Here is a 23,302-nt window from a genome sequence, read left to right on the forward strand (position 1 = left end):
TCATTTAGAACAGGTCTGTTGCCAACCCAATTCCTGCTCTAGGGTTTGGGTTTCCCCTGGAGGAACAGTGCGTTCATTCATGAAGTAGACTTCCAGGGTTTGAATTTGTTGGGAAGCGCTGTGGTTGGCATTCCAGCTTTGGCAGAGGTACTGACCGTAACCGGGATAAAGCTTTTCACCGATCGCCCGATTGAGATTAATGAAATAGGTACGCCACTGCATGTTTTGGTAAATCTCACTGCGAGTGGCAAGGCTCGGTTTTTCCCAATTCACGGGTGCGTTTCTAAAAATATCGACCTCGCTACCGTCGGCTAATTGAGCTGGAATCACATGCCAGCCATCATCTCTGGGCGGACTGGGCGCAAAGATACTCCACGACTGGTCAAGGCGAGTGATGCGTCCTACGATTTCGGTTCTGTGCCAGGTTCTCCGTTTGAAGGCATCAGGCGCGTAGCTGCTGAGGTTCCATAAGAAGGTGTAAAACAGCAGCACCAGCACAATCGCACTGATCGCTCGTGAGGGACGCAGCGTCAGCGGGCGAAACTTGAAGGGTTTGGTGAAATTGCCTGCAAATTTGCGGTTGGTGGCGATCGCCTCATAAAACCTATTTCCCGCAGCCTTTAATGGACTTAGAGAAAGAACAGGCGCAAGCCAACCCAACACCGGAGACAGGCTAACCACATAGATAATGCCTTCAAACTTAAAGCGGCGATTGCCCATCCAGTCCACGATTACCCAGGAGTTTTGCGCCTGCATATCAGCGTGAATGCTAGGGTCATCTTGTGCCATTAGCAGAGGCGTGCCTGGCAGCACCAAAAAGGTGCGAAGCAGATAAACCACCTTTTTGCAGAAACCACAGTCTGCGTCGTAATAAATCTGTAGCCCCTGGCGTTCTGGAGTAGAAATGCGCTTCTGCCAGCGGTTCCAGGTTTCGCTGGGAATGAATGCTAGCCAGCTAAAGCAACTGAGGAAGGGAAAAATTCCCAGATTCAGGGTTAGCCCAAAGCCGATGTGCAATGAGATGAAGGTGATAATGGCAAGATTGCGAAAGAAGTTGGTGCGAAAGGGAAAGAAAATCAGCAGTGGCCCGAACCATTCCAAAATCATCGTGGAATGGGTAAACAGGCTCAGCAGCGGACGAAAGTTGAGCAAAAATGCGCCAAACGGGGTGACGTATTGGTCATAGCTGAGCGCATAGTAAACCGCGCTGCCATCCAGCCAAACGGAACTTTTTGCCTTAATCAGCGCCGAGAAGATGTAAATGAAACACTGCTGCACAATCAGGGCAACAGTTGCTCCTGTGAGAATGCGTTCTGGTAGCCGTTCTTTTGAAGTGTTGAGGGCGCTGTCAATGGAGTAGCAAGCACCGAGCGGCAAAAACATTGCCCAAAACATCAGGGCCCGGAGGACATCATCGGCGGCAAAAATCAGAGCAGGGTTGCGGTTGTGCAGCGAGATCAACAGCACCCAGGAGGCGATTGCGGCGATGCGAGTGCGGTAGCCGACCAGCATCAGCAGGGCAAAGAAACCCGCTAGCAAAAACAGAAATCCTTGAAACAGAGGCGCGCCGCTAAGTGCATGAATTGACCAGTAGCCAGTTCGGGCAACTTCCTGAAGGAGCGATCGCGGCAGCACACCCGCGTCTGAGTAGTGAGCCGCCAGATCACCCGCTCGAATCGCCAAATCTGCCAGCAGAATTACCGCTAAACCCATGCGAAACAGGGCAAGCGATCGCAAATCCAACCCAAACATTTCCTCAAGCTTTTTATAAAAAACAGGTTTAGATTTAGGTGAGCTAAAGGTCATAAACATTGCACCTCAATCAAGGATGTTTTAGGGATTTGCAAAAGGAAGCGAAATTAACGATTAATCTGTTTTTTGTCTGGCGATCGCCAAGCTGACTTTTCTAAATCAATCGGCTCTGAGCGGACGGATGCTGTGCCCCTTTGAGTCGAATGGGTCTGTCCCACACCCGTTGGAGAAGAATTCGCAGCTCTCTGCAAGCTCTTAGATTTTTTTCCTGGCAGCCATCGGGTCAACTGATGCTTAATTACTCGCAGGCGATGACGTAGCGTCGGCAACCGTTGCAGATACACCAGGCGACGCACCATACACGCCAGTCGTCCTCTCAAGCTCATGCCAAAACTGAAAACCGCTGCCGCATCTGTGCCGAGCGTGATCATTTCGCCTAAATGCAGATAGCGGAACAGCTTAGGGCGACGATTTTGCAGGATTGCCCAGAGGTTTTTAGCAGCGCAGTCTGCCTGCTGGTATGCCACCTGTGCAGTCGCGGGCACCTGCTGCCCTCGCGCATTTCGCACATCTGCCAGGTCGCCCAGGACAAACACTTCGGGATAACCCTGAAGCTGAAGGGTAGGATGCGCGATTAACTGATCTTGTGAGTTGCGATCGCACTCCAGGTTGCGAATCCACTCAATTGGCTGATTTCCGGTTGTCCAAAGCACCAGATCTATCCCTATCCGGCTCGCCTCACCTTGCGTCTTGACAGCAATCCAATCTGCACCAATTTCAGCAATGGAAGTGTGCAAATCAACCTGAACTCCCTTTGCACCAAGAGTCCGATAGGCGGTGATGCGGCTGGCGCGTGAAAAAGATTTGAGAATGTCATCGCCGCGATCGATCAGGCGAATTTGCCCCCGTTTTTGCAAGCGATCGGCTAGCTTGCCTGCTAACTCCACACCGCTAGGTCCGCCACCCACGATCGCAATCCGAATTTGCTGTCGCTCAGAGGCTTCCAAAAATCGAAGCTGTTCCCGCAAATGTTGAGCATCAGCTAATGTGCGAAATGGATAGGCATGTTCTGCTGCACCAGGAATAGCTCCCAGGTCAGTCTCTTTGCCGACTGCCAGCACCAGATAGTCGTAAGTCAGTGATTTCCCCGATTGAAGCTTGACTCGCCGTTCCCCTAAATCAACCGTTTCCACCGTGTCTCGGCGATGTTTCACATGGGTTCCCTGCAACAGGCTGTGAAATGAGGGTGCAATTTCCCACTGTTGAAGTTCACCTGTAACTAGCTCATACATCAGCGGCGTAAACAGAAAGTGCTGTTTGGGGTCAACCAGCGTCACCCGACATTTCTTCAAACCTGAGAACCGTTGCAAATACAAAGCGGTATAAAGACCCCCAAAACCGCCTCCAAGGATGCAAATATGCGTATTTGGGTTGAGCATGGAGATCTCCTCGATTTCAAGTTTTAGAGATGTCTTTCAGCGATCGCATCCAGGACGGGTTCAAGTTGCTGCGCTAGCTCTTGCGATCGCAGGTTACGAGCATCCTGATTCAGGTGATAGTGCGTATCGGCAAACAGGCTAGAGTCAGTTTGCAGGTTCAAAGAGTCTGGGTTGTAAAGCACAGGAGCAATTTCAGCTAGCGCGGTGGCGGTTTCTTGGACGTTTTCAAGCGTTTCAGCATCTTGACTGGCGTAGATCCAGGGCAAACCCAACACTAGAGTTGCGTCCTTGCTTTCAACCTGCTGGCGAAATTGGGAAATCTGCTCCAGAGCATGATCGGAAACGGTGTCTTTGATCCGCATTTGCCACCAGGAGGAATTGGTGCGCTGCTTTAGCGCGGTGGGGTCACCATTCGCAGAAATCGGATCGGAGTAGTAGCCCCGCATTTCGCCGTACTGCGCCACATCCCAGGTCGATTTGGTGACGGCTCGCAGGGTGGGAACTCCCAACAGCAGGGCATCATGAGTCAGTTGTTTGAGCGGAATGTCTCCTAAACCGGGCTGTCCGATCGCCATGCCGAATGCACCAGAGCGATCGCCCAAACCGTCCTCATCCAGCAAAATCAGGTACTCAGGAATCAGCAGCACCACATCTCCAGGTTGAATTACATCCATCACACTGGGCAGCAGCACGTTCAAACCAATTGGCCCGTCTAAGCCCAGGTTGATCACCGGAATCCCCAATTCCTGCTGCATCAGTTCTGCATCGACGGTGTAGTGAGCGCCAGAGCCGCCCAGAATGATTACTCGTTGGGGAGCTTCGACTTCAGCAGCGATCGCCATTTTGCGCTCATACATCATCCGCAGCCAACTCAACTCGCCGCCATAGCGAACGTTGTAGAGATAGCCAATTGACCAGGCTAAACCCGCTGCTAAAATCCAGGTTGCAAAGCTAAGCTGCTTTCTCATGGGTTTAAAAGTCACTGTCTAAAAGTCAAAGTAGATGAATTCAGACGGAGCATTCGCTGCCAGCAAAATCGTCAAAGCCAGCAAAATTCTCGACATCCAAGGCGACAGCAGCAGGTCATATTCCCCTCGTTTTTGCCAGACGGCAACATGTTCAAACAGCAATACCCCAGTTGCCAAAGCCAGAGTCAGGAGTAACGCGCTGCCTTCGTTGAAACTGAAAGAGGCGATCGCCCCACCTAAATTGGAGAACGAATAAGTGAATGGATTAACCAGCGTTTGCAGCTTTTGCCCCAGTCGCCCGATATCAGTTTCCATGAAAAACAGACAGCCGAGAATCACAGAGCCGAAGGTCAGTGCCCAAGAGATAAACTGCGGCGTAGGAAAGTACTGTCCAACAAAGCGGTAGAAAGGACGACCGGCATACCTCAAAACCAGCAATAATAGCCCGTGATAAGCGCCCCAAATGATAAAGTTCCACGCTGCACCGTGCCAGAAGCCCGAAAGGGTAAAAGTGATAAACAGGAAAAATGCCGCCCAGTGTTTTTTAGAACCCATCAGCGGCAAAAACACATAGTCCCGAAACCAGGTACTCAAGGTAACGTGCCAGCGTCGCCAAAACTCATTAATGCTCTGTGAGGTATAGGGTGCAAGAAAGTTAATCGCCAGCCGCACGCCCACAATTCGAGCCAACCCCAGCGCAATAAAGCTATATCCAGCAAAGTCAAAGTAGATTCTGAGGGTAAATAAATAGGCAGAAAACCAGACGAGCCATGCGTTAGCGGTTTCTTCTAAGTTAATGAATGGGGAAATGTTATCTGCCAAAACAAACTTCATAAACAGACCTAACGCCAACCAGCGGAAGCCTGCCTCAAAATTGTCGGCGGTGAACTTAAACCGAAAAGACTCAATCTGAGGAAGCAGGTCTGACCGTCGCTCAATCGGACCAGCAACCACTTGCGGAAAGAATGAGACAAAGTTGACGTAGTCGATAAACCCTAATGACTGCTTGCGTTTGCTGGTGTAGGAATCGACGACAAACGCCACCATTTGAAAGGTGTAAAACGACAGCCCAGGCGGAATTGACCCTAATCCGGGAATGCTTTTGTCTTGCCAGGAAGACGCGATCGCCGGAGCCACCAGCCCAACCACATCTTCAACAAAGAAGTTGAGGTATTTGAAATACGCCAGAATGGCTATGTCAAACCCAATTACAGCAGTGGCGATCGCCTTTGCCTGCCATCCCTGACGGCTAAACATCAGCCGCACCATCAGATAGTTAAAGACAATCTCAAACGAAAAGATAACAAAGCTAGAGGTGCTGGCATTCACAAAAAGCGTAAGCGACAGCGCCATCAATCCAATGCTGTCAAACACCCCTCGCCAGAGGTTAAGCTGCTTGCCGACATAGCGCACTGCAAAGAATGCTGACCCAACCAGCAACAAAACCCACCAAAAGGAGAATTCAGAGAAGTTCAATCGACTTCCTCCCCAATCTCAAAAATTATCGGCTTACACTTATTTCAATCCAAATCTCTTCTGTAACTTGCGCTTAGAAACCACCGTGTAAACGCAAGTTATTCTGGTCCTCACGGACCTGCGCGTAACACAGCTACAGCTATTTCCCGCGTCCCCACAGACTCCATTTCCCAACAGTTTCTTTAGTGGGCTGAACGGGTGTTTCTGGTTCAGATGCGATCGCTCCTGGAGCAATGTTCATTTCCTGCACCAGATAGGTAGCGGCTTTCTGAATTGTGGGATAGTCCCAAAGCAGGGTTGAAGGCAGGTCTACACCGAGCCAATCCTCCATATCACCCACAATCGTCACGGAGTCGATCGAGTCCAGCCCATAACGGGTTAAAGGTTCCTCAACTTTGATCGACGGGGCGGAAAGTGAAAGCTGCTTTGCCAACTGATTGACGATCCAGGTTTGAATCGTCTCAATGGCGATCGCCTCACTATTCTCCTGAGCCAGATCCGCTTGAACCAATACATCACTGGGCTTGGAGCTGGAGTTCTGTAATTGCATGAATAGGATTCTCCTGAACTTCTGATTTAGCTAGTTGAAAAGGAACAATCGAAAACATCCGATCTTCGGCATAAAGCTTGAGCAACTCCTGGGCGATCGGCTCATCGTCCAGGCGGGGCGGCAAGTCTAGAGCGGGGTTAACCGCTACCAACAGCCTTCGCAAGCTCAGCACCAACCATCTGCCATTGGCAAAAAACTCACCTAACGTTTTGCGGTTATGCAACCACATGTGAACGCAGGCAGCAGCAGCATGGAGGGTGCAATACTTTTTCGCCAGTTCAAACGACTCCGGCGACTGGTCGTGACCATGTTCAAAGGCAGCAGTTCCCAGGAAATCATCCTGTGCGTTTAACTCTGCTAAAACAGCGTGAGTTAACGCTTCTATCTGCTCTAAAACTTCTGGTTCTAAGTCGGGCGGTTCGAGTGCCTGAAGCTGCTCCAAAGCGATTTCCAGTCCTTGAAGCACATCATCTGCACCTCGACTAAATAGCTCTAGCCGCTCTGGAGCAAATTGGGGAACAGGCTGATCGAGCGTGAATGTGGTTTGTAGGCGGGTGGCGATCGCCTCCATACTCTGAGCATCCCGCCGCGCACGGAATTTGGCTAAATGCCGTCGTTGCAGGATCAGAGAATGCAAATTCACAATGCTGCTGCCGTCAAATACGCTGATAATCGCGTTGTCCCGCATCACCTTTTGGAAAATGCCAAAGTCATGTTCCTCACGCATGTAATAGCGTGCGCCCAACACCACCGAGACATCCTGCACCATCTTCTCTAGCGTCACGGTGACAAAATACTTCACCACTGCCGACCAAACGCTGAACTGTTCTGGAACAACGTGAAACCCTCTGCCTGCGCCGATATTGGCACAGTCGCAAATCAAAATATCTAGAAAAGCGTCTACTAGAGTGCGGCGAGGATGGGGAATATCAAATACGGTTTTACCATACAGTTGCCGCCCTAATGTGAACTTCAGGGTTGTTCTGAGCGCAGTATCGGCTGCTCCTTGAGAGAATGCGGCACACAGAGCGCGAGTAATCTGAAACCCTTTAAGCGCCAGCTCTAGCCCGACTCCTTCTTTACCCAATCGCATCTTTTCGGGAATAAAGCAGTCATCAAAACAGATACCGCTCATGTCAGAGCCGCGAATTCCGTGAGTTTTAATCTTGGGTAAATTGCTATAGGTTGCTGGATCAAGCTCTGCTTTCTTCACCATGAACAAAGACAGGCTGCGGCTTCCTGCTTCTGCATCCGTTTTCGCCAATACGAAAGTGACTCCAGAAATAGTGGCGCGATTGATTGGCCACTTCTCACCATTCAACAAATAACCACCGGGAACTTTAGTTGCGGTTACATCGCCAGCGAGGAGATCACTCCCGTGTGCCCGCTCAGAATAGGAAAGACACATTGCCCCACTCATGTCTTTCATAAACTGGGCTAGCTCTTGCTTTTGCTCATCCGTCCCTGCCATCCAGGTGAGAAATGACCAAAACAGAGTGGTGAAAGAAATGGAAGTGGTCAAGTCACGCCGCGACATGACTCGCACAAAGGCGATGAATTCCTCAAAGGAGGTAAATTCTCCGCCACAGTTCGTTGGGATGTAGTAGTGATGCAGTTTCCAGTTATAAAGCCAGGTCAACTCGGCTTCAGGAAAGGCTTCGAGTTCGTCCAGCTCAATCACCTGCTTAAACGACATCACGCTTTCTGGATTACAGGGATCGCCCAGATCGCGCTCCAGTTCTTCAGCGAGCCAATATTGTTTGAGTGGATGCATTGATCTTTCCGGTGGATGCATTGATCTCTCCAACCCAGGATGAGGAGCAAAGGATGAGGAACAAAACTTCGAGAACTTGAGATTTCAGGTGAAACGTTGCCAGGGAGGTGACAGGATTTTGAAACTTTTAGGCCTTAGCAACTTGCACTTGCTCTAGCAGCGAACTGACATCGCCCTGCAAGTTTCTGAAGCTGGCTCGAATTTGCGGGTTTTCGCTCCAGTCTTCTAGCACGTCGAGCGTTCCGGCTAAGAAGCTAGTCCGGCAGGCACGACGCTGAATCTTGCCGCTGGAGGTTTTGAGAATATTTCCAGGCTTGGCTAGCACAACTGCATAAACCTGAAGCTCATGCTGTTCGGCGATCGCCTGTCGAATTTCGCCAATCACCTGATCAAAATCAATGTTTTGCTGCTGCCGTTCCACCTCTTGCACCACAACCAGCCGTTCTTCTCCGTCTATCTCAGTGGAGAATGCCGCACCGTAGTCAGGGCGCAAAGCCGGATGGAGTTGCTGAACCGTCCACTCAATATCCTGGGGATAGTGGTTTGTGCCCCGAATGATAATCAGGTCTTTGATCCGTCCCGTGACAAACAGTTCTCCGTCTTGAAGGAAGCCGAGGTCGCCCGTTCGTAAAAACGGACCTTCCTGGGAATCCGCAATCTGAGCGCGGAAGGTGCGATCGCTTTCCTCAGGACGCTGCCAGTAGCCCTTTGCCACACCAGCGTCAGCCACCCAAATTTCGCCCACCTCGTTTGGGGCACAGCGAGCCAGCGTATCGGGGTTCACAATCGCAATCTGAGTTTCACAGACCTGACGACCGCAGCCTGCAACGATTCGCACCACGTCCTGTTCATCTGAGGCTTCAACAATCCGATTGCGTTCCAGTGCGGCTGGGTCAAGCACACAAACCACAGGTTCCGAGGGGCGTGGACTGGTGGTCACAAGTAGAGTTGCCTCTGCCAATCCGTAGGCAGGCGCAAACGCATCCCATCGGAAGCCACTGGGTTCGAAATATTCAAAGAACTGCCGTAAAACCCTTGGGTTAATCGGTTCGGCTGCATTTCCTGCCGCTCGCCAACTGCTTAAATCTAAGGCATCTCGCTGTTCGAGCTTGACCCGTCGAATGCACTGCTCATAGGCAAAGTTTGGAGCCTGACTGTGAGTCGCCCGATACCGCGAAATCGCCTGAAGCCAGCGAACCGGTTGCTTAATAAAGGCAAACGGAGACATCACATAGCAGGGAGTGCCGTTGTAAAGCGGTTGGATCAACCCTTCGACCAAGCCATAGTCATGGAAGTAGGGCATCCAGGTGACTGAAACGCTGTCTGAGTCGTACCCACAGGCTCTCTGCAAATAAGCCGAATGATGCATCACATTCCTGTGCGTAATCATCACTCCTTTTGGCGTGGACGTTGAGCCAGAGGTGTATTGCAGGTAAGCAATATCATCGCTGTTAATCGCTGGCTCTTGCCAGGATGCGGCTAGCTGCAGATCAACCTGTTCAGTGTCGATCCAGCGTATTGTGGAAAATTCAGGAAACTCCAGCCCTGCTTCCTCGAAAATCGAAAGAATTCGGGCATTCGTCAGAACAACTGTCGCTTGAGCGTCTTGAACGATGGCTCGCAGTCGAGGCAAGGTTCGCTTCAGCCGACCCGCATCCGGCGGCGGCACCGGAATCGCAATTACGCCACCATAGAGGCATCCTAGAAATGCCGCCATTACTTCTAATCCTTGTGGGTAGAGCAATAGCGCCCTTTCTCCTGATGCATTTTGCTGTTGCAGGAGAGCCGCGATCGCCCTTGCCTGACGATCGAGATCGGCATAGCTCAAGGTGGAACTTTCAGTTTTTCCGTCCGTCAGAAAGGTGTAGGCTAGCCGTTCCGGTTGTTCAACAGACCTCCATCTAAGCAGTTGAACTAATGTATCAAGCTTGACTAAATGGTGAGGTAAACACTGAGTCATGTTTTCAACTCCGGGTCAGGAGAGGTGTAATTCTGAAAAGCTCAAGGTTGAATCCGTACAGGAAGTTACGAGTTCAGTCAGCAGCAGACCTGGAACTCGGCTATTGATCTAATGGGACCGAAAGAATTCTGAATCGCCTCTTAGCGAAGTGGCGAACTTTATTTGAATGTCAGAATAATTACATAGGTAGAATTATCCTGAAAAGTGTCAATCAGTATTTTTACTAAAACAACAAATTCGCATCTACCTAAAAATCAAACTTTGCTGTATTGCATCCTATTCAGTGATTGATGTAGAAGGCATCACGCAATTTTGATAAAGCTTCAGCTTCTATAAAGCTTTTGTGTAGTAGAAGTTAGTAGCCTTCTTTTACTTAAAAGTTCGGCTACATTGGTTAACCCCTATTTTTGAGAAATTTGTAGCGGTAGCAGACTTTCCCTATCTCAGGGCAGGAAATTTTCCTCTCGGATCAGGATAAGATTGGCAATAATCGTGATCCCCGCTGATCACCAATCATTTCTTGGAACTGATTGCAATTGTCTTAAGCTTTTCCTGACTCTGAGGTTTTATGAAGAAGTTTTTGTCTCGCTTTCTGGCTCTGGCTCTGGTGCTGGTAATTGGTTTGATGGGCTGCACCTCCGCTCCCGCTGGGTTGACCGGAAATTACCGTGAAGATACGCTGGCTCTGGTCAACAGCCTAAGAACAGCAATCGAACTACCCGATGGTTCTCCTAACAAGGCGATCGCCCAGACAGAAGCACGGCAAAGAATCAACGACTTCGCCTCCCGCTATCGCCGGGATAACTCCGTAACCAAGCTCAGTTCCTTTACAACCATGCGGACAGCGCTGAACTCCCTAGCTGGACACTACAGCTCCTACCCCAACCGTCCAGTTCCCGAAAAGTTAAGAAAGCGCTTGGAGCAAGAATTTGCTCAGGTAGAAGCTGCACTTCGCCGCGAATCATAGCGAAGCTATTTGATTGATTAACTCTTTGATTGATTAAACAGATAGAGCCTGAGGGAATATCCTTCAGGCTCTAATTTTTTGAGGTTGCTATCTGAACGTGTGAATTACGTAGGGGTGCACCGCAGCGCGCCCCTACAGAAAGAATGGATATCTGGTGAACCATCCCCACTCAGCAAAATCAAATTTCTTTAAATTGTTCGAGACCGTCTACTAAATCTTCAAGGGCTTTGAAAGCAATGAATCTTCGATCGCGCTAGATTCTGACTTTGATTCAGGCTGTAAAATTTCAGTCAAGATTGAGGCAGGGCGTTGACGATGAGGCCAGGCAAAAGCATGACGGAAAGCCGCTTCCTGGCAAGCCTGTAGCTGATCAAAGCCAATCACATCATGGGTCAGCAGGCTCTCATACTCAAACGGTAAACGCATGTTGTGCAATCCAGCGTTATCCGTACAGATAGCGATATCGACTCCGGCTTCAAAGCAGCGATCGAAAACCAACTTAAGTTGATGAATGCTCTCTAAAGTCCCCGTTTTTAAGTAGGTCGTGGGGCAAACTTCCAAGCATTGTCCTCGCTCAGCAATTTCACCTAATAGCTCGGGATGCAGCAGCGGAATCTGAATACCGTGCCCAATACGCATTAGGTAGGGCAAAAGTTCAGGGTAACAACCTTCGCTGGTTTCATAGAGATGTCCGGTGGTGTTTAGCCCAAGCGATCGCGCATAGTCATACAGTTCCACAAATTCACCGAGTCGATCGGCATAGTGGGCATCTCCACCCGCCAGGTCAATACCGCAAACGTATTGCTTCATCTGGGCAGCGAGATCGGCGATCGCCCGATTTACTTCATAGGGCAAGCGGGAGTGCATACACAAGATCTGGCTGGTCACGATCGGGTAATCGCCCAACTGACTTGCCCGCCCCACAATTTCCACAATTTGAGTCATTTGATCAATTCGCTCAGACTGACTCAACTGATCCGAGGTGCGGAGATAAGGCGTGTAGCGCAACTCCAGATAAGCCAAATTCTCAAAAATGTACGCTCCCCGCATTAACCGATAGACAAAATAAGGCAGCGTTTCGTCCGTCTGGACGCTCTCCACCAGCGTGTGCAGCTCCAGATATTCATCTAAAGTATTGCGAGGACGGGTGTAGAATTCCTCAAAAGCACCATATTCATCAAACTGTTGAGCCAGGTCAGGGCGGTTGCGCTGAAAATACCGCCACAACACGCGGGGCACAACAGAGCCACCTAAGTGGCGATGTAGCTCAGCATATAAAGCCACAGAAACCTCTCTTCGTGAAAGTTGACAGTAGTGACATCCACTGCTGATAATTGTAGTTTGTGTGAACTTTAGAAACTGATAGACCCTTGGCTAACGTCGTAGTAATCGGGGCCCAATGGGGCGATGAAGGAAAAGGCAAAATCACGGACTTGCTCAGTAAGTCCGCAGATGTCGTGGTTCGCTATCAAGGCGGTGTCAACGCTGGACACACCGTCGTGGTTAAAGATCAGACCTTTAAGCTGCACCTGATTCCCTCTGGCATCCTCTACCCCGACACGGAATGCATCATTGGTTCGGGTACGGTGATCGATCCGAGGGGGCTGATCGAGGAGCTAGATCAGCTAGAAGCGCTAAATATTTCTACAGAAAATCTACTGATTTCCGAAACAGCTCACGTCACGATGCCCTATCATCGACTGCTCGATCAGGCTTCTGAAGAGCGTCGCGGTAGTTACAGAATTGGCACAACGGGACGGGGAATTGGCCCTACCTATGCTGATAAGTCTGAGCGAACTGGCATTCGCGTGATTGACCTGATGGATTCAGAAGGTCTGAAAGAGCAGTTGCGCTGGACGATTAGCCACAAAAACGTCATTTTAGAAAAGCTCTATGAACTGCCGCCGCTGGATGCTGACGCGGTGATTGCAGAATATTTGGGCTATGCTGAACGACTGTGCCCTCACGTAGTTGATAGCTCTCTCAAAATCTACGACGCGGTACGAAAGCGTCGCAACATCTTGTTTGAAGGGGCACAGGGGACTTTGCTGGATCTAGATCACGGCACTTATCCCTATGTCACGTCTTCAAACCCGGTAGCCGGTGGAGCCTGCGTTGGGTCTGGCGTTGGGCCAACTATGATCGACCGCGTGATTGGCGTTGCCAAGGCCTACACAACACGAGTTGGAGAAGGACCCTTTCCCACAGAGCTAAATGGCAGAATGGGAGAGTTGCTGTGCGATCGCGGCGCAGAATTTGGCACTACCACCGGGCGCAAACGTCGCTGTGGCTGGTTTGATGCAGTTATTGGTCGCTACGCCGTCCGAATCAACGGTTTGGATTGTCTCGCAGTCACCAAATTGGATGTGCTGGACGAGCTAGAGGAAATTAATGTCTGCGTTGCTTACGAAATCGATGGGCAGCGCTGTCACGACTTTCCCAGCAATGCTCGCGACTTTGCCCGCTGCCAGCCGATCTACAAAACGCTTCCAGGTTGGAAACAGTCAACCGACCACTGCCGATCGCTGGATGACTTGCCGCGTCAAGCGCTTGACTACCTCAAGTTTCTAGCGGAACTGATGGAAGTACCGATCGCCATTGTGTCTCTGGGAGCCAGTCGCGATCAGACGATCATCGTCGAAGATCCGATCCACGGGCCCAAGCGGGCACTGCTTTACAGCAATGGTACCGTTCAAACAGCCCAAGTCTAAAGTTGGTGTCAGGCAGGAACTAGACCAGAATTAGTCTTGTTTTGGCTGCTCAAGTTTCCAGTTCGGATTGCCCAGTGTTCGGATTGCTAGTGTTCGGATTGCCCAGTTTCAGATTGCCAGTGTTCGGATTGCTCAATTTACAGTCATAGACCCAGTTAGGTTACTCGTATGGAACTCACAATTGAATGTCAAAAGCGTGCCCCCGGTAGCAAAGCAGGGGCACTTCGGCGCGAGGGACGGATGCCAGCCGTGCTTTACGGTCATCAAGGGGCAGAATCCGTTTCGCTAACCCTCGATGCCAAAGATGCCGAAACGCTGGTCAGAAAAGCTTCTCTCAACAACACCTTGATTCAAGTGAAGATCCCTGACCTGCCCTGGAGCGGTAAGGCGCTGCTGCGGGAAGTACAAACTCACCCCTGGCGCAGATCGATCTATCACATTAGCTTCTTCTCCATTGCGGCTCAGTCCAGTGTTGAAGTTACCGTACCCATCAACTTTGTGGGCGAAGCCGTTGGCGTGAGAATGGGCGGTGGCGCTTTGGATACAGTTTTAACTGAATTGCAGGTGCAGTGTGACCCCGAGGCCATTCCAGAAACGATTGAAGTAGATGTAACTGACTTTCAGGTTGGTGATTCAATCCATGTGAATGAATTAAAGCTGCCCAAAGGGGTTGAGGCCGTGGGTGAGCCAGATCGAGTTGTTGTTTCCGTGTTAGCTGGACGTACCTCGTCTGATGACGATGCAGATGAGACTGCTTCAGCTTCCGAATAGGATGACAAGCGATCGCCAATTGACCTAAATTAGTCACTTAGCCAGGGAATTGTCCCTGGCTTTTTAGTTGCAGCCCATTTTTCAACTTCAACTTCTAAACTACCTGCCAACCCTATGTCCGATTCCAAGCTCCCGCCCGTGATTCAGCAGATGATGCAGCCCAGTTTTTACCCGCATTCGGTGCAGGAGCCAATTCAACTCATCCAAACGCACATTTCCTATGTGCTGCTGACGGGAGAATATGCCTACAAGCTTAAAAAACCAATCAATTTTGGCTTTCTAGACTTTTCTACCCTCGAACAGCGCCACCACTTTTGCTTGGAGGAACAGCGGCTCAACCAGCGCGGCGCACCAGGGATCTACCTAGAAGTTCTACCTATTAGTCAGATTGGGGAAGAACTTCACTTAGGCAATGAACAGCAGCCTGTAGAGTACACCTTGAAAATGCGGCAGTTTCCCCAGGAGACGCTACTGAACTCCATGTTTGACCAGGGCAAGCTGACCGAGGAATTGTTGGTGGAGTTGGCAAAGGCGATCGCCACCTTTCACGCCAACTCGCCCACCAGCGACTACGTCCGTAAATTTGGTGAAGTTTCTCAGGTGCGGCAGGCCTTTGACGAAAACTACGAGCAAACCGAACGCTACATCGGCGTTGCTCAAACTCAGAAGCAGTTTGACGAAACCAAAACCTACACCGATCGCTTCTTCCAGGAGCAGCAAGATCTGTTTGTCAAACGAATGCAGCAGGACAAAATTCGCGAATGTCACGGTGATTTGCACCTGGGCAACATCAGCTTCTGGCAAAACAAACTCTTCTTATTTGACTGCATCGAATTCAACGAGCCATTTCGCTTCGTTGATGTGATGTATGACGTTGCTTACATTGTTATGGACCTGGCGGTCAGGCAGCGTCCCGACCTGGGCGCGCTATTCCTCAATACCTATGTTGAGCAAACAGGCGACTGGGAAGGACTGCGCGTGTTGCCCATCTACATCAGCCGTCAGACCTACGTGCGGGCAAAGATCACTTGCTTTTTGCTAGACGACCCCGCCGTTCCTGATGCAGCCAAGCAAAAAGCCAAAGAAACCGCAGCACTCTACTATCATCTGGCTTGGGAGAATGCCCACCCTCAGCAGGGTAAATTAATTCTGATGTCAGGTCTGTCAGGCTCCGGGAAGAGTACTACAGCTCGACTTCTGGCGCGTAAACTCGGTGCGGTCCACCTTCGCTCTGATGCAGTCCGAAAGCATCTAGGTGGCATTCCGCTGCACCAGAAGGGTAGCGATGACCTGTACACCGCAGAAATGACGCAAAAAACCTACGGGCGATTGCTGGAGTTGGGAGTTCAGCTTGCAGCTCAAGGCTATTCTGTGATTTTAGATGCCAAGTATGACCGTCAGACACTGAGGGCAGAGGCGATCGCCCAATCCGAGACGCATCAAATTCCCCTACAAATCTTTCACTGTGACGCTCCCCTGGAAGTGCTGCGAACCCGCCTTCAGCAGCGCACCGGAGATATCGCCGATGCCACAGCCGATTTACTAGCTCAACAGCAGCTAGAACCTTTTACCGAAGCTGAACACCCCTACGTGACGCGGTTGGACACAACCCAGGATGTTGAGAAACAGTTGGGGTTAGGGTCCGATACGAAATCCGTTTCGTAAAGAAGCACTATTTGGTGTACGGGCGAAGCATTCGGCAAAAGAATTGTGCTTCAATGGCAGGGATTGTGACCGAATGCTTCGCCCCTATCGCTACCGCTACTCTACAGACGGATTTGGTATGAGATCTAGAACTACTGGTAGAGGTTGTATTCCCTACTCTAACTTCTCCCCGCTCAAGACGAACATTGGATCAACCGCAGCAAAAACCTGGTGATTGCCCTTTGTTTCCAGGCGATTGACCGCAGACTGCACGACTTCGATATTTCGGACGTGCAGTTCTGCTAGGCTCTCTGAGATGGCGTAAAGAGTTTCAAAATTGGTTGCTGTTGCGACGATTCGACCCTGAGGGCGCAAATAATCCCAAGCAGCTTTCAAAATTTCTTTGACGGGGCGACCACCTTCTACGCAAACGCAATGGGGTGCATAAGCCAGATCTTTAAGGCATTCTGGGGCACTCCCTTCGATTACGTCTACGTTTTGGACGGCAAAGCGATCGCAATTTCGACGAATTAAATTGGCAACCTCCTCATCTCGCTCGATCGCAAGAATGCGCCCTTTGGGACACAGCAGCCCAACCTCTATGGGAATTGTCCCGGTTCCTGCTCCGATGTCCCACAGCACCGCATTGGGACGCAGACGCAAATGAGAAATCATCAGCAGTCGAATTTCTCGCTTGCTCATCGGAATTCCTGGCAGACGTTCAAATAAATCATCTGGAATGCCAGGAGTGCAGTAGGGCCAGGGGGATGGGGACATGCAAGTAGGGGAGGTTGAAGAACTTTGAGACGCTTCAAGGATAGCTTGCTGTGCCTCAAGCCATAGCCATCACAACTTCACGACTTTTAGGGTATCAAGATTGGGGTCAGCGCATCCGGTGATCACTCCCCCCGCCGCCATCACTTGCTGAAGATAGGCAATCGCCCCTTCTGTAATCTCTTCACCAGGCAGCAAGACGGGGATGCCGGGAGGATAAGGGCAGACAATTTCAGCGCTGATGTGACCGATCGTATGGGCGATCGCCAGGGTTTCAGTTGGGGCAAAGAAGGCTTGCCGGGGAGAAATCGGGGATTGGGAATTGGGGATTAAACTTTGCTTCAAAGGTTGATTTTTCGTTCGCGTCACGGACGAAAAATCAACCTTTTCAATCGGCTTTAAAACACGCCCTACAAGTTGGGCTGATGGGGAGGCGTGTTGAGAAGACAGTTGGTTGAATGCGTTTATCAACTGCTCGATGTCTGAGGCGGTGTTGCCCAGGCTGATAATGAAGGTGAGGTGCTGAAAGGAAGGTAGCTCTGCGGTAACGCCCAGCTGTTGATGCAAGATTTCGTCTGCTGCAAAGCCGGTTAGCCCTAAGCCTGTAGTCGTCACCGTGAGGCGAGTTGGATCAAGAGCAACAAAGCCAGGAGTCAGTCCTGCTGATTCTGCGCCTAAAACAGACAATCCAGAAATTTGACTCAGTTGCGTTCTGGCTTGGTGTGCCAGGGCTAGCGTCTGAGTCATCAGCTGCTTGCCCTGAGTCGCCATTTGCTGTCGAGCGGCATCGAGTGAGGCTAGCAAGAGATAACTGGGGCTGGTGGATTGGACAAGCTGTAGCGTTTGGCTGAGGCGATCGCCATCCACCCGCGTTCCCTGAACATGCAGCATTGCCGCCTGAGTCATCGCGCCCAACAGCTTATGGGTAGACTGCACGACCAGGTCTGCTCCGGCGGACAGGGCTGAAATCGGCAGGTCTGGGTGAAAGCCAAAATGAGCACCGTGTGCTTCATCAACTAATAGCGGAATGCCATGCTGACGAACCACTTGGGCGATCGCCCGAATATCTCCACAAACACCGTAGTACGTTGGGTAAACCACCAATACTGCTTTTACATCTGGATGTTGTTTGAGTGTATGAGCTACGGAATCGGGTGTGATGCTATGAGCGATCCCCAGTTGGGGATCATAATCTGGCTCCACAAAAATCGGGATTGCACCAGATAGAACCAGTGCGGCGATCGCCGAGCGATGCACGTTGCGAGGTAGCACAATCTTTTCGCCTGATTTGCACACAGCTAGAATGGCTGCCTCAAGTCCGCAAGTAGAACCGTTTGCCAAAAACCAGGTACGGTCTGCCCCAAACGCTTCAGCAGCCAGTTCTTGAGCCTGCCCGATTACGCCTTCTGGTGAAAACAAGTTGTCTAAATCTGGCAGCTCAGGTAAGTCGGCTTGAAATACTGCTGTTCCCAGTAAATCTGCAAGAGGCTGAGCGATGCCCTGTCCCCGTTTGTGTCCAGGTGTATAAAAGGGAGCGTGAGCCCGGTGAGCCTGGACGCGCAGCGCTTCAAGCAAAGGCATTGCAGTTTGATCGAGCATTTTACAGTTCAACAAATTTGAAATATAGCTTCACCCTAGAGGAGTGTTTTTGGAGGAGATTTGGGCGTTTTCCGTGATTTTCCCGAGGGCGTGAAAGCTGATCTGTTACTACCATATTTGCGATTCCCATATCTATTGGGCTCAAACAAGCTCAGTAAATTTGACCTTTGCAGAGGGCGATCGCAGTGACGAGGGATGGATGTTCGCAAACTTTATAATCCCGCGCCGATTAGTCGCCGTTTTGAATCCTCGTCGTAGCGTTAGAGCAAGGTTCGGATTAACAATCGCCGCGATCGCCCTAATTTTTTCGATGTTGGCTAGCCTAACCATTGGGCAAACTGCTACCCAGCAGATCGAACAGGATGCTGGACAAGATTTGGCATATTTGGCTTACCAGATGGCAGACCGACTTGATAGTGGCATGTTTGAGCGCTATCGAGATATTCAAATCGTTGCCACGATTGACACGATTCGGGATTCTAATTCCCCAATCACGGCAAAACGGTTACTCCTAGAAAAACTGCAAAGCACCTATCCTGCTTACTCCTGGATTGGACTGACCAACCCTCAAGGCACGGTTGAGGTCAGCACAGGTGGACTTCTAGAGGGTGCAGATGTCTCAGAACGACCCTGGTTCATCAGTGGGAAACTTGATACTTTCGTCGGCGATGTGCATGAAGCCGTACTTTTAGCGAGCTTGCTGCCGAACCCGACTAAAGATACGTTGCGTTTTGTTGATTTCGCCGTACCGGTTGATGATCTCCAAGGAAAACCCCTTGGCGTTCTTGCAGCTCACCTAAATTGGGCATGGGCAGAAGATTTAAAGAATGCTCTATCCCGCAATTTGCGAAGCCAAGAGCAGGATTTACTCGTACTCCGAGAGGATGGGGTCGTTTTGCTTGGCCCCACCGAATTGGTTGACCAGAAATTGGATTATTTGAAAAGCTTTCAAGAGGCGACTCTGGCGAAAACAGGCTACCTGAGCGAGGTTTGGCCCGACCATCAGTCTTACATTACTGGCTTTACCGCCAGCACCGGCTATCGCGAATATGAAGGGTTGAATTGGGTTGTGCTGGTACGGCAAAAGACCGACTTAGCATTCGCTCCAGCTCATCGGCTACAGCGTCAGATTCTATTTTGGAATTTGGGACTAGGTAGTTTAGTCGCTGTTTTAGGTTGGTTTATAGCAGATTACATTACTAAACCCATGTGGGCGATCGCCCATGCCGCTAACCGGATTCGGCGGGGTGACGCGAGAGTGCTTATTCCCGTTGTGCGGGGGCAAGACGAGATCGCAAATTTCTCTCAGTCGCTTAACCGATTGGTCTATGAACTGACTCAAAAAGAACGCGAACTGAAACTGAGCAATGAGCGACTAAAGCAGGAACTCGTTGAACGGCGACAGGTTGAAAAATCGCTGAGACTGAGTGAGGAAAAGTTTAGCCAACTTGCAGAAAATATCGACGAAGCTTTCTGGATCTGCTCGGCTGACGGCAGTGAGGTTATTTATGTCAGTCCTGCCTATGAACAGATTTGTGGTTACTCCTGTGAAATGGCATACCGAAACCCCAGAATTTGGTACGACAGCATTCATCCAGAAGATCGCGAAAAGGTAACGCCTGACTTTAGCCGTGAATCGCTGGGTAACTACGATGAGGAATATCGACTGATCCACCCGGACGGTTCGGTTGTGTGGATTCGAGATCAGGCTTTTCCGGTCTATGACGAGCAGGGCCAAGTCTACCGGGTTGTTGGAATTACCGAAAATATCACAGAGCGCAAGCGAGCCGCAGAAACTTGCCAACAGCTAGAGCAGGAACGGGAACTGAGCGAACTGAAATCTCACTTTATTGCGATCGCCTCCCATGAGCTGCGTACGCCTCTATCCGTCATATCCATGTCGTTAGACCTGTTGCAGCAACCCAGCCTAAACATGACCGAAGAGAAAAAACAGCGATATTGCGATCGCATGGATAATGCTGTCAAGCGGCTCACCCAAATTCTGGATGATGTTTTGTTGGTCGCTAGAGCTGAGGCAGGAAAGTTAGGATTTGCTCCGGCTTCCCTAAATCTGGTTCAGTTTTGCCACGACTTGACGGAGGAAATTCAACTGAATGCAGGCGGCCAACACGATCTGGTATTTGTCTGTCAGGAGCAGATGGATCAGGTCTGGATGGATCAAAACTTGCTGAATCACCTGTTGACTAACTTGCTGCTGAATGCGGTGAAGTACTCTCCTGAGGGAGGCAAGATTGACTTTGAACTGAGCCATCAGCAGGGAAACGCCATCTTTCAAATTCGAGATCAAGGCATTGGCATTCCCGAGGCAGATCAGGCAAGGCTATTTACAGCCTTCTACCGATGCAGCAATACGGGCAAGCTTCCCGGTACAGGGCTTGGACTGGCGATCGTGAAGGAAGCCGTTGAACTGCACGGAGGAAAGATTTCCGTCTCCAGTATGGTTGGCAAAGGAACAACCTTCACCGTTTCGATTCCCATCTTGCCGAGTGCAAGTTAGGAATGACTAAATCTCCTGCATAAATGGTGGTGGTGCGGCTAAGCCGTACCACCATTCATGCTTCAAAGAGTGATTCATCCAGGAAGTCTACTGAACCCTGTTTGAAATTTCCGATTGTTGGGTCTGGACAAGCCCCACAACTGCTTATCTGAGGTATGTTGGGTTGCTATAGGATGGCTTTAGTCCCAACCTATCGACCTACGTTACCAAGGACAAGACTTGTATGACTGGCTCTGTCAATCCTCCAGGTTCACCTGAGTTACTTAATGACAGTGGCGTTTTGCCAGAGAGTGAAGGAGTGATTTTACAGCGAGGCGGAGAAGAGTTGGCGCTCGAAAAAGTGGGCGATCGCTTCACCGTGCGTCCCATCCCAAACCGCTCTTTGACAGAATTGGCGCGTCAGGTCGGGGCAGTGGCAGCTTTACCTGTGCCATCTGGTCGGCTGATTGAGCTTCAGATTGCACCCGATCAGCTGGATCGAGCTATGCAAATCGCACGAACCTCAGAAGATGTTTCCTTTGCCAGCCACGTCTATCACGTCCAAAACAACCCAAGCACAAGAATTTATTTAACCGACCAAATCACAATTCAGTTTGCAACCCAGATGGATGGGGCGGGTGCACGGGCGATCGCCACCTCCTTAGGACTTGAGCTAGAACAGCCAGTCGCCGGAATTCCCAACACTTACGTCTTTCAGGTCACGCAGCAGGCTCCAGCCAATCCGGTAAAGCTAGCGAATCAACTGATGCGCCGCGCCGACGTACTGACCGCAGAGCCTAACGTCGTCATCAAGACCCAAAAGCTATATCGCCCTAGCGACAGCCAATACCCCAAACAGTGGTACTTGCAGAACAACGGTGGCTCCCGTGACCTCACCGCCAGCTCCCACATTGCAGCAGAAGCAGCCTGGGACATCACTCGCGGAGTCCGCTCGATTGTCGTCGCTGTTGCCGATGATGGCTTTGACCTGAACCATCCTGACTTTCAGGGCAAGGGCAAAATCGTTGCACCGAGAGACCTGAAGCGAAAAGACTTCCTGCCTATGCCCGAAGAGCAGCAGGAAAATCATGGGACTTCCTGTGCGGGGGTGGCGATCGCTGAAGAAAACGGAGAAGGCATCGTCGGTGTGGCTCCTGGCTGCGCCTTCATGCCCATTCGCACAACAGGTTTTTTGGATGACGACGCGGTCGAACAATTGTTTAACTGGGCCTTAAACAACGGAGCTTCGGTAATTTCCTGTAGCTGGGGTTCCAGTGCCGTCTACTTTCCCCTTTCTCTACGTCAGCGGGCGGCAATTACACGAGCTGCAACAGAAGGGCGCGACGGTAAAGGCTGTGTCATCGTCTTTGCGGCAGGAAATGCCAACCGCCCCGTTTCCGGTGAAATCAACGAGCAGGGCTGGACGCGAAATTTGCTGCGCGGGGTTACACCCTGGCTCAGCGGCTTCGCAGTGCATCCCGATGTGATTGCAGTTGCAGCCACCACCAGCACAGGCAAAAAAGCCGTCTACAGCAATTGGGGCACCAACATCTCAGTAGCTGCGCCTAGCAACAATGCTTCTCCCGTGATTTGGTTCCAGGAAGCCGGATTTGTCAATACTGCCCCTCCAGTCTCAGGCAATTTGCTGGGTAAAGGCGTATTTACCAGCGATCGCCTTGGCTCTGCAGGTTACGACCCTACTGGCTTCACCCAAACCTTTGGCGGCACCTCCAGCGCTTGTCCTGTCGTCGCTGGCGTAGCGGCCCTGGTACTGTCTGCAAACCCTAACCTGACCGCACGAGAAGTGAGGCAAATCTTACAGGAAACGGCTGATAAATTAGTTGATCCAGATCCAGACCCACAGCTTGGGTTGCAGAAGGGTACCTACGACACCAACGGGCATTCACAGTGGTTTGGCTACGGTAAAGTGAATGCTTTCAAAGCAGTACAGGCAGCCCAACGACGCGCAGCAGCACCGCTCACCGCTTCCCGTCGAATTCAGCAGCAAAATTCCAACGCTTTCAACATTCCTGACTTTAACCTACAGGGCATTGCCAGTCCCATTCAGGTTTCTGAGTCTGGTCTGGTTAGAGATGTCCAAGTTTATGTGGATGTTGAGCACACCTTCCTGGGCGACCTAGAAATCAGCCTAATTGCTCCCAGCGGTCAAACGGTGCTACTGCAAAACCGCACCCTGGGGCGTAGAACCCGCCTTCAAGCCACTTATTCACTTCAAACTACCGCAGCTTTGAGCCAACTCCTAAACCGCTCAGCAACGGGCCGCTGGCAGCTCCGAGTAGTCGATCATGCTCAACTCAATACAGGTCGATTGAACAGTTGGCAAATCACGCTGGGAGTCTAGGAAGAGAGACTAAGGGTTTAGACAATTGGCTCTTGTAGGATGGGCTAGCAAAGCGTAA

General features: G+C 50.7%; 16 protein-coding genes. 6 read left to right on the forward strand and 10 right to left on the reverse strand.

Going from position 1 to position 23,302, the window contains the following annotated elements:
* The 7 genes from H6F93_RS25620 to H6F93_RS25650 all read right to left on the reverse strand — a co-directional run bounded on the left by H6F93_RS25620 (nucleotide 1) and on the right by H6F93_RS25650 (nucleotide 9,919).
* Nucleotides 1-1,806, reverse strand: a complete 1,806-nt coding sequence (locus H6F93_RS25620) for a DCC1-like thiol-disulfide oxidoreductase family protein (protein ID WP_190687094.1) — start codon at nucleotides 1,804-1,806, stop codon at nucleotides 1-3.
* 53 nt (nucleotides 1,807-1,859) lie between these two features.
* A complete protein-coding gene (locus tag H6F93_RS25625; protein ID WP_190687097.1) occupies nucleotides 1,860-3,191 on the reverse strand; it encodes an NAD(P)/FAD-dependent oxidoreductase in 1,332 nt (443 codons plus the stop codon).
* 23 nt (nucleotides 3,192-3,214) lie between these two features.
* Nucleotides 3,215-4,159 carry a hypothetical protein gene (locus H6F93_RS25630; RefSeq protein ID WP_190687099.1) on the reverse strand — a complete coding sequence of 315 codons (945 nt, stop codon included), beginning with the start codon at nucleotides 4,157-4,159 and terminating at the stop codon, nucleotides 3,215-3,217.
* An 18-nt stretch (nucleotides 4,160-4,177) separates the two neighbouring features.
* On the reverse strand, nucleotides 4,178-5,635 hold the full coding sequence (locus H6F93_RS25635) for an MBOAT family O-acyltransferase (RefSeq protein WP_190687103.1): 1,458 nt from the start codon (nucleotides 5,633-5,635) through the stop codon (nucleotides 4,178-4,180).
* Between the two features lie 139 nt (nucleotides 5,636-5,774).
* A complete protein-coding gene (locus tag H6F93_RS25640) occupies nucleotides 5,775-6,185 on the reverse strand; it encodes an acyl carrier protein (protein WP_190644161.1) in 411 nt (136 codons plus the stop codon).
* Nucleotides 6,151-7,959: an acyl-CoA dehydrogenase family protein gene (locus H6F93_RS25645; protein WP_190687106.1), complete on the reverse strand. Its 1,809-nt coding sequence runs from the start codon at nucleotides 7,957-7,959 to the stop codon at nucleotides 6,151-6,153. Before H6F93_RS25645 ends, H6F93_RS25640 begins: the two co-directional genes overlap by 35 nt.
* Nucleotides 7,960-8,086: 127 nt before the next feature.
* A complete protein-coding gene (locus H6F93_RS25650) occupies nucleotides 8,087-9,919 on the reverse strand; it encodes a fatty acyl-AMP ligase (protein ID WP_190687109.1) in 1,833 nt (610 codons plus the stop codon).
* Nucleotides 9,920-10,487: 568 nt separating this feature from the next.
* Here H6F93_RS25650 and psb27 point away from each other — a divergent pair.
* Nucleotides 10,488-10,886: a photosystem II protein Psb27 gene (gene psb27, locus H6F93_RS25655; RefSeq protein WP_190644158.1), complete on the forward strand. Its 399-nt coding sequence runs from the start codon at nucleotides 10,488-10,490 to the stop codon at nucleotides 10,884-10,886.
* 210 nt (nucleotides 10,887-11,096) lie between these two features.
* Here the strand turns inward: psb27 and H6F93_RS25660 are convergent, their stop codons facing one another.
* Nucleotides 11,097-12,170, reverse strand: coding sequence for an amidohydrolase family protein (locus H6F93_RS25660; RefSeq protein WP_190687112.1), 1,074 nt, complete (start codon nucleotides 12,168-12,170; stop codon nucleotides 11,097-11,099).
* 86 nt (nucleotides 12,171-12,256) lie between these two features.
* Between H6F93_RS25660 and H6F93_RS25665 the strand changes: the two genes are divergently transcribed.
* The 3 genes from H6F93_RS25665 (at nucleotide 12,257) to H6F93_RS25675 (ending at nucleotide 16,033) form a co-directional block, all read left to right on the forward strand.
* Nucleotides 12,257-13,597 (forward strand): adenylosuccinate synthase, encoded by a 1,341-nt coding sequence (locus H6F93_RS25665; RefSeq protein WP_190687115.1) that lies wholly within the window; start codon nucleotides 12,257-12,259, stop codon nucleotides 13,595-13,597.
* A gap of 168 nt (nucleotides 13,598-13,765) precedes the next feature.
* Nucleotides 13,766-14,368, forward strand: coding sequence for a 50S ribosomal protein L25/general stress protein Ctc (locus tag H6F93_RS25670; protein ID WP_190644155.1), 603 nt, complete (start codon nucleotides 13,766-13,768; stop codon nucleotides 14,366-14,368).
* Nucleotides 14,369-14,482: 114 nt separating this feature from the next.
* On the forward strand, nucleotides 14,483-16,033 hold the full coding sequence (locus H6F93_RS25675; RefSeq protein ID WP_190687118.1) for a bifunctional aminoglycoside phosphotransferase/ATP-binding protein: 1,551 nt from the start codon (nucleotides 14,483-14,485) through the stop codon (nucleotides 16,031-16,033).
* A gap of 153 nt (nucleotides 16,034-16,186) precedes the next feature.
* On the opposite strand, the gene cbiT is transcribed toward H6F93_RS25675, so the two are convergent.
* A complete protein-coding gene (gene cbiT / locus H6F93_RS25680) occupies nucleotides 16,187-16,789 on the reverse strand; it encodes a precorrin-6Y C5,15-methyltransferase subunit CbiT (protein WP_190644153.1) in 603 nt (200 codons plus the stop codon).
* Between the two features lie 69 nt (nucleotides 16,790-16,858).
* On the reverse strand, nucleotides 16,859-18,385 hold the full coding sequence (locus tag H6F93_RS25685; protein ID WP_190687121.1) for an aminotransferase class I/II-fold pyridoxal phosphate-dependent enzyme: 1,527 nt from the start codon (nucleotides 18,383-18,385) through the stop codon (nucleotides 16,859-16,861).
* A 160-nt stretch (nucleotides 18,386-18,545) separates the two neighbouring features.
* Between H6F93_RS25685 and H6F93_RS25690 the strand changes: the two genes are divergently transcribed.
* Both H6F93_RS25690 and H6F93_RS25695 read left to right on the forward strand, forming a co-directional pair.
* Nucleotides 18,546-20,903, forward strand: coding sequence for a sensor histidine kinase (locus tag H6F93_RS25690; protein ID WP_190687126.1), 2,358 nt, complete (start codon nucleotides 18,546-18,548; stop codon nucleotides 20,901-20,903).
* 223 nt (nucleotides 20,904-21,126) lie between these two features.
* A complete protein-coding gene (locus H6F93_RS25695; RefSeq protein ID WP_190687129.1) occupies nucleotides 21,127-23,244 on the forward strand; it encodes a S8 family serine peptidase in 2,118 nt (705 codons plus the stop codon).
* Nucleotides 23,245-23,302 lie beyond the last annotated feature (58 nt).

This window comes from Leptolyngbya sp. FACHB-671, from assembly GCF_014695745.1.
In the GTDB taxonomy this organism is placed as follows: Bacteria; Cyanobacteriota; Cyanobacteriia; order Elainellales; family Elainellaceae; genus JAAUTN01.